This window comes from Agrococcus sp. GCM10030265, from assembly GCF_042666675.1.
In the GTDB taxonomy this organism is placed as follows: Bacteria; Actinomycetota; Actinomycetes; order Actinomycetales; family Microbacteriaceae; genus Agrococcus.
Genome location: NZ_JBHTCZ010000002.1, coordinates 490,542 through 503,944 on the forward strand (window position 1 = coordinate 490,542; position 13,403 = coordinate 503,944).

The 13,403-nt window shown below is 73.7% G+C and carries 18 protein-coding genes; 10 read left to right on the top strand and 8 right to left on the bottom strand.

The genetic code is table 11. The annotated features are described in order from the left end of the window. Window positions 1–51 precede the first annotated feature (51 nt). Window positions 52–384 (bottom strand): SdpI family protein, encoded by a 333-nt coding sequence (locus tag ACFQPP_RS06510; protein ID WP_376915736.1) that lies wholly within the window; start codon window positions 382–384, stop codon window positions 52–54. A gap of 141 nt (window positions 385–525) precedes the next feature. Between ACFQPP_RS06510 and ACFQPP_RS06515 the strand changes: the two genes are divergently transcribed. Then, a complete protein-coding gene (locus ACFQPP_RS06515; RefSeq protein WP_376915737.1) occupies window positions 526–1,146 on the top strand; it encodes a TetR/AcrR family transcriptional regulator in 621 nt (206 codons plus the stop codon). Beyond that, window positions 1,143–1,973, top strand: a complete 831-nt coding sequence (locus ACFQPP_RS06520; protein ID WP_376915738.1) for an NAD(P)H-dependent oxidoreductase — start codon at window positions 1,143–1,145, stop codon at window positions 1,971–1,973. The genes ACFQPP_RS06515 and ACFQPP_RS06520 overlap by 4 nt, the downstream gene beginning before the upstream one ends. Before the next feature lie 79 nt (window positions 1,974–2,052). On the opposite strand, the gene ACFQPP_RS06525 is transcribed toward ACFQPP_RS06520, so the two are convergent. After that, entirely contained in the window at window positions 2,053–2,349 is a 297-nt protein-coding gene (locus ACFQPP_RS06525; RefSeq protein ID WP_376915739.1) for a hypothetical protein, read from the bottom strand. A gap of 10 nt (window positions 2,350–2,359) precedes the next feature. After that, complete coding sequence (locus ACFQPP_RS06530; protein ID WP_376915740.1) at window positions 2,360–2,662, bottom strand: ArsR/SmtB family transcription factor; 303 nt, start codon at window positions 2,660–2,662, stop codon at window positions 2,360–2,362. Between the two features lie 166 nt (window positions 2,663–2,828). Between ACFQPP_RS06530 and ACFQPP_RS06535 the strand changes: the two genes are divergently transcribed. Continuing rightward, window positions 2,829–3,482, top strand: coding sequence for a hypothetical protein (locus ACFQPP_RS06535; protein ID WP_376915741.1), 654 nt, complete (start codon window positions 2,829–2,831; stop codon window positions 3,480–3,482). A 52-nt stretch (window positions 3,483–3,534) separates the two neighbouring features. On the opposite strand, the gene ACFQPP_RS06540 is transcribed toward ACFQPP_RS06535, so the two are convergent. Next, on the bottom strand, window positions 3,535–4,179 hold the full coding sequence (locus tag ACFQPP_RS06540; RefSeq protein WP_376915742.1) for a LysE family translocator: 645 nt from the start codon (window positions 4,177–4,179) through the stop codon (window positions 3,535–3,537). Window positions 4,180–4,432: 253 nt separating this feature from the next. On the opposite strand from ACFQPP_RS06540, the gene ACFQPP_RS06545 reads away from it, so the two are divergent. Together ACFQPP_RS06545 and ACFQPP_RS06550 are read left to right on the top strand one after the other, a co-directional pair. Further along, window positions 4,433–5,383: a metalloregulator ArsR/SmtB family transcription factor gene (locus ACFQPP_RS06545; protein ID WP_376916767.1), complete on the top strand. Its 951-nt coding sequence runs from the start codon at window positions 4,433–4,435 to the stop codon at window positions 5,381–5,383. A 13-nt stretch (window positions 5,384–5,396) separates the two neighbouring features. Next, window positions 5,397–5,810, top strand: a complete 414-nt coding sequence (locus ACFQPP_RS06550; protein WP_376915743.1) for an arsenate reductase ArsC — start codon at window positions 5,397–5,399, stop codon at window positions 5,808–5,810. Window positions 5,811–5,837: 27 nt separating this feature from the next. Here ACFQPP_RS06550 and ACFQPP_RS06555 read toward each other — a convergent pair whose 3' ends face one another. Continuing rightward, entirely contained in the window at window positions 5,838–7,304 is a 1,467-nt protein-coding gene (locus ACFQPP_RS06555; protein WP_376915744.1) for a SulP family inorganic anion transporter, read from the bottom strand. 235 nt (window positions 7,305–7,539) lie between these two features. On the opposite strand from ACFQPP_RS06555, the gene ACFQPP_RS06560 reads away from it, so the two are divergent. Further along, on the top strand, window positions 7,540–7,914 hold the full coding sequence (locus ACFQPP_RS06560) for a MerR family transcriptional regulator (protein ID WP_376915745.1): 375 nt from the start codon (window positions 7,540–7,542) through the stop codon (window positions 7,912–7,914). Window positions 7,915–8,027: 113 nt separating this feature from the next. On the opposite strand, the gene ACFQPP_RS06565 is transcribed toward ACFQPP_RS06560, so the two are convergent. Then, on the bottom strand, window positions 8,028–8,573 hold the full coding sequence (locus ACFQPP_RS06565) for a carboxymuconolactone decarboxylase family protein (protein WP_376915746.1): 546 nt from the start codon (window positions 8,571–8,573) through the stop codon (window positions 8,028–8,030). A 123-nt stretch (window positions 8,574–8,696) separates the two neighbouring features. Here ACFQPP_RS06565 and ACFQPP_RS06570 point away from each other — a divergent pair, with 123 nt between their 5' ends. Together ACFQPP_RS06570 and ACFQPP_RS06575 are read left to right on the top strand one after the other, a co-directional pair. Continuing rightward, window positions 8,697–9,563 (top strand): AraC family transcriptional regulator, encoded by an 867-nt coding sequence (locus ACFQPP_RS06570; protein WP_376915748.1) that lies wholly within the window; start codon window positions 8,697–8,699, stop codon window positions 9,561–9,563. 83 nt (window positions 9,564–9,646) lie between these two features. Then, a complete protein-coding gene (locus ACFQPP_RS06575) occupies window positions 9,647–10,258 on the top strand; it encodes a GNAT family N-acetyltransferase (RefSeq protein WP_376915749.1) in 612 nt (203 codons plus the stop codon). 88 nt (window positions 10,259–10,346) lie between these two features. On the opposite strand, the gene ACFQPP_RS06580 is transcribed toward ACFQPP_RS06575, so the two are convergent. Both ACFQPP_RS06580 and ACFQPP_RS06585 read right to left on the bottom strand, forming a co-directional pair. Beyond that, complete coding sequence (locus ACFQPP_RS06580; RefSeq protein ID WP_376915750.1) at window positions 10,347–11,312, bottom strand: DNA-3-methyladenine glycosylase family protein; 966 nt, start codon at window positions 11,310–11,312, stop codon at window positions 10,347–10,349. A gap of 77 nt (window positions 11,313–11,389) precedes the next feature. Next, window positions 11,390–11,779 carry a pyridoxamine 5'-phosphate oxidase family protein gene (locus ACFQPP_RS06585; protein WP_376915752.1) on the bottom strand — a complete coding sequence of 130 codons (390 nt, stop codon included), beginning with the start codon at window positions 11,777–11,779 and terminating at the stop codon, window positions 11,390–11,392. Between the two features lie 106 nt (window positions 11,780–11,885). Between ACFQPP_RS06585 and ACFQPP_RS06590 the strand changes: the two genes are divergently transcribed. Further along, a complete protein-coding gene (locus tag ACFQPP_RS06590; protein WP_376915753.1) occupies window positions 11,886–12,923 on the top strand; it encodes a nitronate monooxygenase in 1,038 nt (345 codons plus the stop codon). Next, window positions 12,923–13,222: a DUF1905 domain-containing protein gene (locus ACFQPP_RS06595; protein ID WP_376915755.1), complete on the top strand. Its 300-nt coding sequence runs from the start codon at window positions 12,923–12,925 to the stop codon at window positions 13,220–13,222. The genes ACFQPP_RS06590 and ACFQPP_RS06595 overlap by 1 nt, the downstream gene beginning before the upstream one ends. Window positions 13,223–13,403: the final 181 nt, after the last annotated feature.

Here is a 13,403-nt window from a genome sequence, read left to right on the forward strand (position 1 = left end):
ATCACCAGATGTCGCTCGCCGACGACGCGGCCAGGCCACCCGTGCGTCGCGTCAGTCGCCATCGGCGGCACGCGCGGCGTGCCGTCCGACGACCGCGGCCCGCAGCGCGAGCACGATCATGCCGGTCGTGCCGAGCAGCACGACGGCGATGACGACCGACATCGGAAGCGGCACGAGCGCGGTGGCGCCGGCGCCGATCGAGCACCATCCTGCTGCACGGGTCAGGCCATCGGCGCGGCGATGGGCGGCACGCCACGCCGCGTCGCTCGCGAGCGTCGCCCGCGTGCGGATGCCGGCGATCGGATCGCGCCCGAGGCGGCCGGATGCTGCGGCACCCGCCATCCAGCGCAGCAGGAGCCCCGATGCGAGCACCACGGCGAGCACGCCGCGTCCGATCGGCTCCTCTCGAGACCCCGGAGAGCACGAGCGGGGCTCCACCGAGCCGACCCAGTCATCCCCCGAGCGCTCGACCGCACTGCCTACCGATGGTAACCTACGAGAAGTAGGTACGAGAGGAGGGCAGCCATGCACACGCAGGTTGCACCCACGGGGTCTCGCCGACGGCTGCCCCGAGCCGAGCGTCACGCGCAGCTGATCGCCACGGCGCGCGCGCTCATCCAGGCCGCGGGCAGCGACGAGTTCACGCTGGGTCGGCTCGCCACGGCGGCCGGCGTCGCCAAGCCGGTCGTGTACGACCACTTCGGCGACCGCGCCGGCGTCTTCGTCGAGCTGTACGAGGAGTTCGAGGCGCGCCAGCGCGAGACGCTGCGCGCGTCGCTCGACGGCGCCGTCGACGACCTCGAGCTCGTCTGCGAGCTCGTCGCGAGCGCATACGTCGACTGCTGGCTCGCCGAGGGCCGCGAGATGTCGAGCGTCGTCGCTGCGCTCGCCGGCTCCCCCGAGCTGGAACGCCTCCGCGATGACGCCGAGCGCGGCTACATCACCATCTGCCAGGACGCGCTCGAGCCGATGGTCGGACGGCTCGACGACGCTCGCATGCGAGCCGTCGTCGGCGCTGGTGACGCGCTCGCTCGCGACGTGCTGACGGGCACGATCGAGGCGGATCGAGCCCGGCACGTGCTCGCCGCCGTCGCCGTCGCGATGGCGACGGGCCCGTCGGCGAGCTCCGAGGAGGTGCGATCGTGACCACCGCCCGCACGGCCGCTCCGCATCCGGATGCCGCGCTGTGGGTGCACGCGCATCCTCGACGCGGATCGCTGAATGCGCGACTCTTCCGCGAAGGCGTCGACGCGCTCCGCGAGACCCATCGGGTCGCCACCTCCGACCTCTACGCCGACGGCTTCGATCCGGTCCTCCGCGCGAGCGACCTCGGCACGCTCGCCGAGACGCGCGGCAACATCGCCGAGCAGCTCGGCGACGCGTACGCCGCGGGTCAGCTGGCTGCCGAGGTGCGCGAGGAGCAGGGCAAGATCGCCGACGCAGAGCTGCTCGTGCTGCAGTTCCCGCTCTGGTGGTACGGCGTGCCGGCGATGCTGAAGGGGTGGTTCGATCGGGTCTTCACCGCAGGCTTCGCGCTCGGGGACCTGGATCCCGAGCTCGGGGTCCCGCGTCGGTACGGCGACGGCGGGCTCACCGGACGAAAGGCGCTCATCATCGTGACCGCGGGCGAGGATGCGCGGTCGATCGGCCCGCGAGGCATCAGCGGCGATCTCGACTCGCTCCTCTTTCCCGTGACCCACGGCGTGCTGTGGTACGTCGGCATCGAGAGCTACGACCTGCACGTCATCCACGACGCGGACGCGCTCGACGAGGCGGCAGTCGAGCACGAGGTCGAGCGTCTTCGAGCCAGACTCGCGTCGCTCGGCACCGAGCCGACGCGAGGCTTCAGGCGCCTGCGTGACGGCGACTATCGCGGCACCCGCGCCCTCCGGGACGATCTGGCACCCGGCCGGCTGGACCTGCACATCCACCGCCGCGACGACGACGCAGCACTCGAGCGCGAGGCATCCTGACCTGCCGGTCGAGTGCCGATGCATGGACGGCAGCGAGGAGGGGTGACGGCAGCGCCGTCACCCCTCCCCTGCCGTCGGCTCAGTGCTCGTCGTAGTGGCCCTCGTGCTCGGCGTGCCTGTGGCCGTCGTGCACGTAGTCGACGTGGTCGCCGTGGTCGACGACCTCGTGACCGCAGCCCTGGCCGTGCTGGTGATCGGCGACCGCATGCTCGGCGACGGACTCGTGCTCGTCGTAGTGATCGCCGTGCTCGGCGTGACGGTGCGTGCCGTGCAGGTAGTCGACGTGGTCGCCGTGCTGCACGGCGTCGTGGCCGCACTGCTCGCCGTGCTGGTGCTCGTCGACGGAGTGCTCCGCGTGCGTCTCGGTGGTGGTCATGGTCGCTCCCTCAGTCGTGGTCGTCATGCGATTCGTGGGCGTGGGCGACGGCGTCGACCACGATGTGCAGCACGTGCTCGTCGGCGACCGCGTAGCGCACCTCGGAGCCGGAGCGCGTCGCGGCCACGAGATCGGCCTGCCGCAGCGTGCGCAGATGCTGCGACACCATCGGCTGACGAAGTCCGCTGCGCTCGGCGAGCTGAGTCACCGACAGCGGCCCCTCCCCCAGCAGGCGGACGAGGTCGAGCCTCGAGGGATTGCCGAGCACCTTGAAGACCTCGGCTGCCGCCTCCACGTCGCGTCGTCGCTCCATGGCACGAGCGTAGCGCAACATCGCGATATCGCAATGTCACCACGCACGGGGTCGCCGTCGCCATCCTCGGACATCGGCCGAGGACCGCGAGCAGCGTCCTGGCGGCCACCAGCCGTCGCATCCGCGACTCCCAGGTTCGCGACTCGTGGTCGCATAGCGTCGAGCCATGACGCTCGACACCGCCACCTGGACCCGCCGCCTCGACATGCGCCAGCCGGTGCGCGATCGCACGGGATACATCGCACGGCGCACGGTCGTGTCGATCGTGTTCGGCGTGCTCACGCTGATCGGTGCCGGCATCCTCATCGCGGGCGTCGTCGAGGGCCTGGCCGCGATGGGCGTGTTCATCGTGCTCATCGTGACCTTCTTCACCTCCCTCATCGCCCTCATCCAGCGCAACAACGCCGCTGGCATCGCTCGGCTGCGTGGAGACGACCTCGTCGTCGCGGTGGTGCTCGACGAGGGCATCGTCGTGCAGGGTGGCCTGCCGATCGCGTGGAGCGAGGTCACGAAGGTGCGCATCGGCCGGGTGCGACGAGGCGGGCGCGGCGTCGCCGGGGCCGCGACGCGCGCCATGATGCGCGCCGATGGCGTGTCGGACGTGTGGACCACCGTGACCCTCGAGCTGCGCGACTGGCCGGCGATCGAGGCGCGTGCCACGACGAAGGCCATGGCCACCACCCTCACGCGGCCGCTGGCGGGCCTGTCGGCGGCGGCTCTCGTCAACCTCGGCACGCTGCCCGAGACCGACGTGCAGCAGGTGCTCGCCGCGATCGGCCAGCAGGCGCAGCGGCACGGCATCCCCATCGACGCCCTCTGAGCACGCCGCACGCCGCGCGCCGGGCGGCGCGACCACCCGCGGCGCCGAGGCCCTACGCGTGGACGCTCGTGAGCAGCAGCACGCCGCCGATGCCGACGAGCGCGGTGCCGGAGGCGGCGTCGATGGCGATGAGCGCCCGGCGACGCCGCAGGATGGCGCGGAAGTGCGAGACCGCCAGCACGAACGCCGCCCACCATGCCGCGCTGAGGACGAGACCCAGTGCGCCGAGCACGGCGAGCTGCGGCACCACCGGCGCCGACGTGGTGAGGAACTGCGGCAGGACCGCGACGAAGAACAGCACGGCCTTCGGGTTCAGCACGTTCGCGGCGAAGGCCGACGCCCAGCTCGTCGCGACCGGCTCGTCGATCGCCTCGGTCTCGGCCGGCACGGCCTCGTCGCGGGCGCGCCAGCGCCGGACCGCGGCGATCAGCGCTCGGACGCCGAGGACGCCGAGGCAGATCGCGCCGGCGATCTTCACGACCATGAACGCCTCCGCGCTCGCGACGAGGATCGCCGAGACGCCGAGGCCCGCCGCGAGCAGATGGAGCGTGAGGCCGCACAGCAGCCCCAGCGCGCTCCACATGCCGTTGCGGCGCGAGCGCGCCGCCGAGCGCAGGACGATAAACCAGTCCGGCCCGGGGATCGCGAGGGCGATGGCGGCGGCGGCCAGGAATCCCAGCACGAGCAGCACGTCCACGATGACCTCCCGAATCGGACGCTCGATCCTATGCCAGCAGCGCGGCCGCCATCCGGTCCGCGCGGCGCGCCTGTGAGCGCCGGGCGCACGGCCTGAGCATCGCCGCGATCCGCAGCCTCCCACTTGCGTTCAGCATCGACCGGTGTCAATATAGACGCATGTCGATGCAGGAGTGCTCTCGACGCCTCGATGCCCCCGAGCGCGTCGAGACGCGGCCGTGACCGTCGTGCACGCCTCCGCTGCCACCGCCGCGATGGGCGAGACCGCGGCCGCCGCGCTCGCGGTCACGCTGCGGTCGCTCGCGGATCCGCTGCGGCTGCGGATGCTGTCGGCCATCGCCGCCGACGCCCGCGGCGAGTCATGCGTGTGCGACCTCGCGGGGCTCGCCGACGTCTCCCAGCCGACGGTGTCCCACCATCTGAAGGTGCTGCGCGACGCCGGCGTGCTCACGTCGGAGCGCCGCGGCACCTGGGTCTGGTACCGGATCGACCCCGCGCTGCGGCCTGCGGTCACGGCGCTGCTCGCGTCGTTCGCGCCCGCGGCGATCGACGCATCCCAGGGGCACGATGGCTCGCACGACGTCGACCGCACCGGCGACGGCGTCGACGAGGCGCTCGACCGCCTCGCGATCGAGCTCGCGGTCGCCCATCCCACCGCGCCCGACGCCACCGTGCTCTCGCTCGTGCGCGAGTCGCACGCCGCACTCACCCGCACCGCGGGCAGGCGCACGCACCTGCTGCCCCTCACGGAGCGGTTCGCGCACCAGCGGCTCGTCGACCTCGCGCGCGACCGCGCGACCTCGGTGCCGCAGGTGCTGTTCGTGTGCGTCGCGAACGCCGGCCGGTCGCAGCTGGCAGCCGCGCTCGTCGACGCGCGCGCCGGCGGCCGCGTCGTCGCGCGCTCCGCAGGATCCGACCCCGCAGGCGCCGTGCACGCCGCGGTGCGCCCGGCCCTCGACGCGATCGACCCGAAGGCCGCCGCCGCTGCGTTCCCGAAGCCGCTCACCGACGACGCGGTGCGCGCCGCCGACGTCGTCGTCACGATGGGCTGCGGCGACGTCTGCCCCGTCCTCCCCGGCGTGCGATACCAGGACTGGGCCATCGGCGACCCGGCCCTCGCCTCCCCCGACGGCGTCGCCGCCATCCGCGACGACATCGCAGCCCGCGTCGATCGGCTGCTCGCCGACCTCCTGCCCACTCGCTGAACGGAACGAGACCATGCCAGACGCCACGCCCTCCGTCCTCTTCGTCTGCGTGCACAACGCAGGCCGCTCGCAGATGGCCGCCGGCTACCTGCGAGCCCTCGCAGGCGATCGCGTCGAGGTGCGCTCGGCCGGCTCGATGCCCGCCGACCGCATCAATCCCGTCGCCATCGCAGCCATGGCCGAGGAGGGGATCGACATCGCAGCCGAGCAGCCGAAGGTGCTCACCACGGAGGCGGTGCGGGAGTCGGACGTCGTCATCACGATGGGGTGCGGCGACGCGTGCCCCATCTTCCCGGGCAAGCGCTACGAGGACTGGACGCTCGACGACCCCGCGGGGCAGGGCATCGACGCGGTGCGCCCCATCCGCGACGACATCCGTGCGAGGATCGCCGCGCTCGTCGAGGAGATCGCGCCCGCGCCGCGCTGACGGCTGCGAGATCCGCCGACCGACGGGCTAGTGCCCGCCGCCGAGGGTGCCCGCGAGGCGCGCACGCATCTCGGCGCTCGCCGCGTCGAGGCCGCGGAGCTCGACCGTCTTCCCGTGGTCGCGGTAGCGCGTCTCGATCGCGTCGAGCGCGGCGACGGTCGAGGCGTCCCAGATGTGCGAGCGCGACAGGTCGACGACGACGCGCCGCGGATCGTCGACGTACGCGAACTGCGTCGTGAGGTCGTCGCTCGAGGCGAAGAAGAGCTGGCCCTCGACCCGGTAGTGCGCGACCGGATCGCCATCGACGTCGCGCACGCTGCGGGTGACGGTCGCGAGGCGCGCCACCCGCCGGGCGAAGGCGACCATCGCGGTCACGACGCCGACGATGACGCCGATCGCGAGGTTGTGCGTCGCCACCACCACCGCGACGGTCACGACCATCACGATCGTCTCGCTCCACGGTATCCGCCGCAGGGTCGCGGGCCGGATGCTGTGCCAGTCGAACGTCGCGACCGACACCATGACCATGACGGCCACGAGCGCCGCCATGGGGATGATCGCGACCACGTCGCCGAGGCCGACGACGAGGGTGAGCAGGAAGACGCCCGCCAGGAAGGTCGAGACGCGCGAGCGCGCACCCGAGGCCTTGACGTTGATCATGGTCTGGCCGATCATCGCGCAGCCGCCCATGCCGCCGAGCAGGCCCGAGAGCACGTTCGCGACGCCCTGGCCCCACGACTCGCGAGTCCTGCTCGAGCGCGTGTCGGTGATCTCGTCGACGAGCTTCGCGGTCATGAGCGACTCGAGGAGGCCCACGAGCGCCATCGCGAGGGCGTACGGGGCGATGATCGCGAGGGTCTCGAACGTCAGCGGGACGTTCGGGATGAAGAGCTCGGGCAGGCTGCGGGGCAGCTCACCCTGGTCGCCGACGGTCGGCACGGCGATGCCGAGGGCGACGACGGCCGCGGTGAGCAGCACGATCGCGACGAGCGGCGCGGGCACGACCCGCGTGAGACGCGGCATGCCGACGAGGATCGCGATGCCGACGGCGACGAGCGGGTAGACGAGCCACGGCACGCCCAGCAGGTGGGGCACCTGCGCGACGAAGATGAGGATCGCCAGCGCGTTGACGAAGCCCACCATGACGCTGCGCGGGATGAAGCGCATGAGCCGCGCGACGCCCAGCACGCCCATGAGCACCTGCAGGAGGCCGGCGAGGATGACGGTGGCGATCAGGTGGTCCATGCCGTGGTCGCGCGCGACGGGTGCGATGACGAGCGCCACCGCGCCCGTCGCGGCGGTGATCATCGCCGGGCGCCCGCCGAGGAACGCGATCGACACCGCCATGACGAACGACGAGAACAGCCCGACCCGCGGATCCACGCCGGCGATGATCGAGAAGGAGATCGCCTCGGGGATCAGCGCGAGGGCGACGACGAGCCCTGCGAGCGCCTCCCTCGTGAGCAGACGCGGCGTGCGGAGCACGGTGAGCACCGAGGGATCGTCGCGATGGCGCGAGCGCTCGGACGCGGACGTGGTGGTGGTGGTGGCGATGGGGTGCCTCCAGGGGCGGGGATGCGCGCGAGGCCCGCATCGAGGGAGAGGGCGAGGGTGCGCGGCGTCGCGCGGCGCTCGAGCCGATCGAGGGATGCGACGATGGCTGAGCACGAGGGTCGGAGGCCGACCCCGACGACACTACTCTGACGTGAGGGTAGAGATGGGATGCGGCGTGGCGAGCGACGGCATGATGCACATCGGCGAGCTGGCCGACCGCACCGGCCTGTCGCTGCGCACGCTCCGACACTGGGACGAGGTCGGGCTCGTGCCGCCGTCCGGCCGCTCCGAGGGCGGCTTCCGCCTCTACTCCCCGACCGACGAGCAGCGCGTCATCCTCATCCGGCGCATGAAGCCGCTCGGCTTCAGCCTCGAGGAGATGGCCGAGCTGCTGCGCGCGATGGATGCCTCCCCGAGCGACCCGATGGCCGGCCTCCCCGCCGATCGCGCGGAGCACTTCCGCCGCGAGGGCAGGGAGCGCCGCGAGCGGATCGCCCGCACGCTGGCCGGGGCCGACGAGTTCCTCGAGCTCATCGCGCCGAGGCCGTAGTCGGCGGCACGACGGGCCACGAGGCCGTGCGCCTCGCGCCGTCCGTTTGCGGACGAGGCGCCCCGCCCGTCGGATGGGCGGAGCGCCTGGCCGCCTCGCGAGCGGCCGCGCGATCAGGCCATGGTGCGCAGCGGCACGTTCGGGAAGTCGACGGGCACGCCGAGCGCGACGTTCACCGTGTTCGTGAAGACGTTCAGCGCGACCTGGCCGATGGTCTCGACGATCTCCTCGTCGCTCCAGCCATGCGCCCGCAGCGCCTCGACCTCGTCGGGTGCGACGTGCCCGTGCGCGTCGACGAGCCGGATCGCGAACTGCAGCAGCGCCGCGACGCGCGGGTCGTCGGAGTCGCCGAGCTGCGCGGCGCGCAGCGCCTCGCGCGAGACGCCTGCGCCCCGCCCGAGCACGGTGTGCGCCGCGAGGCAGTACTCGCACGCGTTGCGGTTGGCGACGGCCACGGCGATCTGCTCGCCGAGCGCGGCGCCGAGCGCTCCTGCGCCGAAGGCCCCGAACGAGCCCCACATGCTGCGCAGCGCGGCGGGCGAGTTGGCGACGACGCGGAACATCGCGGGCACGGCGCCGAACGCGGCGTGGATCTCGTCGAGGTGGGCGCGCACCTCGCCGGTGGCGGACTCGCGGTCGATGGCGGGGACGATGGACATGGATGCTCCTGACGATGCCGTTCGCGGCGCCGGGCGGCGCCGCACCTCCATGCTCGCGAGTCACGTCGGACGCTGCGTACCGAATCCTCCGTGATTCGTGACGCATCGTCCTAGGATCGGGGCATGCCCGCAGTCGACCGCCTCACGCCGCTGCTCGAGCGCTTCCGCGTCGAGACGCGCCTCTTCCACGCCGGCGCGCTCTGCGGCGTCACGACGTTCCCCGCGAAGCCGGGCCGCGGCTTCCTGCACGTCCTCCGCTCCGGCACGCTCACGGCGACGTATCGCGACGCCGGAGGGGTCGTGCGGCGCCTCGCGGTCGAGCGCCCCTCGGTCATCCTCTCCCCCGGCTCGGTCGAGCACGCCTTCCACACCGATGCGCGCGACGGCTCCGACTTCACGTGCGCCTCGCTCGACGTCGTCGGCGGCGCCGCGCATCCGCTGCTGCGCACGCTGCCGCCGATGCTCGTCGTGCCGCTCGACGAGCTCGGCAGCGCCGAGCACGTGCTGCAGGTGCTCTTCGACGAGGTCGACGACGTGCGCTGCGGCCGTCGCCTCGTGGCCGATCGGCTGTTCGAGGTCGTGCTCATCCAGGTGCTGCGGTGGATCCTCGATCACGTCGACGAGCTCGGGGTGCCCGCCGGCCTGCTCACGGGTCTCGCCGACGAGCGGCTCGCGCCCGCGCTCGCCGCCGTGCACGCGAGCCCCGGTGCCGGCTGGTCGCTCGACGCCATGGCGCGCGAGGCGCGGATGTCGCGCAGCGCCTTCGCAGCACGCTTCCGCGACGTGGTCGGCGCGACCCCGGGCGATCACCTCACGCGATGGCGCCTCACCGTGGCGCAGGAGCGGCTGCGCGCGGGCACGTCGATCGCCGATGCCGCGGCGGAGGTCGGCTACGGCAGCGCGTCGGCGCTCTCGCGGGCCTTCTCGCAGCATCTCGGCCGCTCCCCGCGCGCGTGGCTCGGCGACCTCGATGGGCTCGCGACGTCCTGATCGCGCAGCGTGCCCCCGCGGAGCCCGACACGATCGGCGGCGGAGCGCTATCCTGAATCTGGCTCATCTTTCAGGAGGACTCCATGCGCATCCGCCCCGCGACGATCGACGAGGCGCGGTGGTGCGCCGGGGTCGTCGCCGCGGCGCTGCTGGACGACCCGGTCGGCAGACGAGCCGTGCGCACGAGGCATGACCGCCTGCGGCGCATGACAGGGCTCTACGAGGCCGAGCTCCGCCTCGGCGCCTTCGCGCACGGGCACGTCGACGTCGCCGTCGAGGACGATGGCGAGTCGATCCTCGGAGTCGCGGCGTGGGTGCGCCCCGATGCCTGCAGCGACCTGGCGGCCACGGTGCGGCAGGCACCGCGGTACGTGCACGCGATCGGCATCGCGCACGCCGTGAGCGCCATCCGCGCGCTGCTCCGGCGCCGGCGCGCACGACCGGATGCGGCGCACTGGCTGCTCGCCGACGTCGCGGTGGTCGAGCACGCGCGAGGGCGCGGCATCGGAGCCGCGCTCCTGCAGCACGGCCTCGAACGGTGCGACGGCGCCGTCTACCTCGAGGCCACCACCCCCGGCAGCCAGCGGCTGTACGAACGGCACGGCTTCGTCGTGCATCGACGCATCGGCCTCGTCGACGGCGGCTTCCCCCTCGGGATGTGGCGCGAGCGCGACGCGGCGCTCGCCACGCGCTGACGCACGCCGACGGGAGGCGGCCCCGGGCCGCGAGGCATCGACCACGATGGGCGCGGGGGCTCGGACGCGTCGCTCGGGTCGCGACGGCTCAGACGCGTCGCTCGGGGCGCGGGCCGGGCGTGCGGCGCGGCGCCCGCCTGGGCCCGCTCGCGGCACCCGCCGCGTAGACGAGGCGCGTGACGCGATAGCGATGGCCGCGCCACGGCTCGAGGTACGCGAGCAGCTCGGCGTCGTCGAACGCACGGCCGACGAGCGTCATGCCCACGTCGCGCGGCAGGTGCACGTCGCCGACGGACACCGCATCGGGGTCGCCCAGCACGCGCTGCCGGACCTCGGCCGACGTCCACACGCCGATGCCGGGCAGCGCCCGCAGCGCACGATCGACCGCGTCGAGCGGGCTCGCGTCGTCGACGAGCCGCTGCAGGCTGCGCTCGCGCGCGGCCACCCAGCGGATGGCGGCGGCACGCCGCAGGTCGACGCCGACGGCCCGCCAGTCGCCCTCGCCGATCGTGTGCCACGCCGCACCCGCCGGGAAGATCCGCATGCCCGTCGGCACCGGCCCGGGCGCCGGCTCCCCCAGCCTCCCGACGAGCTGCGACCACGACCGCATCGCGGCGACGTACTCGACCCGCTGCTCGAGGATGGCGCCGACGAGCCCGTGGAGCATGTCGCCCGAGCCCGCGATGCGCAGGCCCGCATGGCGACGGTGCGCGAGCTCGAGGAGCGGATGCGCGGCGACGAATCCCGTCGGGTCGTCGTCGCCCCCCGCCAGCCACGGTGCGCGCGCGACGACGTGCTCGGCGCCGGCTCCCCACGCCTCGCAGCGCAGCTCGGCGCCCGACTGCGTGAAGCGCGCGGACGCCGGACCGGACGGGGTGCGGATGGTGCGCCACACCGCGCCGTCGTGCGTGCGACGCTGCGTCGGATCCCAGGCTCCGAGCTGCCCCCGCCGCAGGGTGCGCACGAGGTCGGTCGCGTGGCGCGGCACCCACGTCGTGACCGCGTCTGGCGGAGCAGGCGCGGGGCTCACCTCGTGCAGGGCGGGATCCGACATCGCCTCGAGGCTACGACCCACCACCGTCGAGGCCGACGGTCGCGTGCGGGATGCGTCCGTCACCGCGCAGGCACGGGTCAGGCGGGCGCGACCGTGCCGAGGAAGCGGTCGACCGCGATCTCGATCACGATGCGCTCGGGGTTCTCGCGCGGCGCACGGTAGCGGCGCGCGTAGCGCTCGACGGCCTCGGCGACGCGCGACGGGTCGTCGGACACCGTCGCGACGCCCTCGACCGTGCTCCACCAGCGCCCCTCGACCTGCGAGAGCGCGACGCGCGTGCCGGGGCGCGCACGCAGCATCCTGGCCTTGACGCTCGATCCGGACGCGATGACCCGCACGAGCCCGGTCGTGGCATCCCATGTCGCACCGACGGGCACCAGATGGATCGAGCCGTCGCGACGGGGGGATGCGAGCGTGCAGAGCCTGCGCTCCGCCCAGAACTCCTCGAACGCGGGGGCATGCTCCATGTGCTCCATCGTGGCAGCGATCGCCACGGCGCTGCGCACCTCGCCGACTCGCCCGCGGCGACCGCGGGCGCCCGCCGTCCGGCGTCGAGGGGGGCAGGATGGGTGCATGCCGCTGCCCGAGCCCCTCGCGTCCGCGCGACGCGTCTGCGTCGCACCGATGGCAGGCGGGCCCACGACGCCCGCGCTCGTCGCGGCAGCCGAGTCGCACGGTGCGTTCGCGCAGCTCGCAGCGGGATACCTCGGCGCCGACGCGCTGCGGCAGCGCATCGCCGAGACCCGCGCGCTCGGCGCGGTGCGCTTCGGCGTCAACCTCTTCGTGCCGAACCCGCATCCCATCGACGAGCACGACTACGAGGCGTACTGGCGCGCGATCGAGCCCGACGCCCGCTCGCTCCTCCCCGACGCCGCGATGGTGCCGCGCACCGAGGACGACGACGCGTGGGAGGCGAAGCTCGCCGTCGTCGTCGCCGAGCGCGTGCCGCTCGTGAGCCTGACGTTCGGGCTGCCGAGCGCCCACGACCTGCGCACGCTCGCCGCCGCGGGCATCGCGACCATGCAGACGGTGACGTCGATCGAGGAGGCCCGGGCAGCCGCAGCCGCGGGCGTCGACGCGCTCGTCGTGCAGGGCGTCGGGGCAGGCGGGCACTCCGGCGTGTGGGCGCAGGATGCCGTGCCCGCCGACGTGCCGCTCGAGACCCTCGTGCGCGGCGTCGCCGCAGCCGTCGACCTCCCGATCGTCGCGGCGGGTGGCATCGCCGATCGTGGGGCCGTGCGCGCTGCGCTCGACGCCGGCGCCGAGGCGGTCGCCGTCGGCACCGCCGTGCTGCTCGCCGACGAGGCGGGCACGTCGGCGACGCACCGCGCTGCCCTCGTCGACGACGCGTACGAGCGGACGGCGCTGACCCGCGCGTTCACCGGTCGGCCGGCACGCGCCCTCGCGACGGCCTTCGTCGACGCGCATGCCGACGCGCCCTCCGGCTACCCCGCTCTGCACCACCTCACGCGCCCGATGCGCTCGGCCGCCGCGGCGGCCGGAGACCCGGCCCTGCTGCACGTGTGGGCGGGCACGGGGTGGCGCATGGCCCGGGCCGAGCCCCTCGCCGCGGTGCTCGATCGCCTCGACCCCGAGTCGGGGGCCCGCTGATGCGCTACGTGTTCGACGCGGAGCTCTACCGCTGGTCGGCGCGCCGCGAGCTGTGGACCTTCGTCGACGTGCCTGCGGAGGCCGGCGCCGAGATCCGCGAGGTCGTCGGCGAACAGGCAGGCGGTTGGGGCTCCGTGCGCGTCGACGCGCGCATCGGCGCGACGAGCTTCCGCACCTCGATCTTCCCCGGGGATGCGTCGACGTACGTGCTGCCCGTGAAGCGCGCCGTGCGCGAGGCCGAGGGCCTCGAGCTCGGCACGCTCATCACGGGCGTCGAGATCGACCTGATCGACTTCTGACGACGCACGCGCGACCCCGCGGGTCGCGCGATGGCATCACTCGCCGTGGTTGATGAGCCCGAGCCACTGCCCGAACGGTGCCTCGACGACTTCGTCGGGCCACCGTGCCTGCGTGTCGCCATCGCTGTCGCGATCTGCCATGGGTCGCTCCCCTCATGCTGCCGCGTGCGCCCGGTTCCTC

Coding starts and splice junctions, on each gene's coding strand:
- ACFQPP_RS06515 (WP_376915737.1), top strand. CDS start 526: ATGCACACGCAGGTTGCACCCACGGGGTCTCGCCGACGGCTGCCCCGA.
- ACFQPP_RS06525 (WP_376915739.1), bottom strand. CDS start 2,349: ATGACCACCACCGAGACGCACGCGGAGCACTCCGTCGACGAGCACCAG.
- ACFQPP_RS06530 (WP_376915740.1), bottom strand. CDS start 2,662: ATGGAGCGACGACGCGACGTGGAGGCGGCAGCCGAGGTCTTCAAGGTG.
- ACFQPP_RS06535 (WP_376915741.1), top strand. CDS start 2,829: ATGACGCTCGACACCGCCACCTGGACCCGCCGCCTCGACATGCGCCAG.
- ACFQPP_RS06545 (WP_376916767.1), top strand. CDS start 4,433: ATGGGCGAGACCGCGGCCGCCGCGCTCGCGGTCACGCTGCGGTCGCTC.
- ACFQPP_RS06550 (WP_376915743.1), top strand. CDS start 5,397: ATGCCAGACGCCACGCCCTCCGTCCTCTTCGTCTGCGTGCACAACGCA.
- ACFQPP_RS06565 (WP_376915746.1), bottom strand. CDS start 8,573: ATGTCCATCGTCCCCGCCATCGACCGCGAGTCCGCCACCGGCGAGGTG.
- ACFQPP_RS06570 (WP_376915748.1), top strand. CDS start 8,697: ATGCCCGCAGTCGACCGCCTCACGCCGCTGCTCGAGCGCTTCCGCGTC.
- ACFQPP_RS06575 (WP_376915749.1), top strand. CDS start 9,647: ATGCGCATCCGCCCCGCGACGATCGACGAGGCGCGGTGGTGCGCCGGG.
- ACFQPP_RS06580 (WP_376915750.1), bottom strand. CDS start 11,312: ATGTCGGATCCCGCCCTGCACGAGGTGAGCCCCGCGCCTGCTCCGCCA.
- ACFQPP_RS06585 (WP_376915752.1), bottom strand. CDS start 11,779: ATGGAGCATGCCCCCGCGTTCGAGGAGTTCTGGGCGGAGCGCAGGCTC.
- ACFQPP_RS06590 (WP_376915753.1), top strand. CDS start 11,886: ATGCCGCTGCCCGAGCCCCTCGCGTCCGCGCGACGCGTCTGCGTCGCA.
- ACFQPP_RS06595 (WP_376915755.1), top strand. CDS start 12,923: ATGCGCTACGTGTTCGACGCGGAGCTCTACCGCTGGTCGGCGCGCCGC.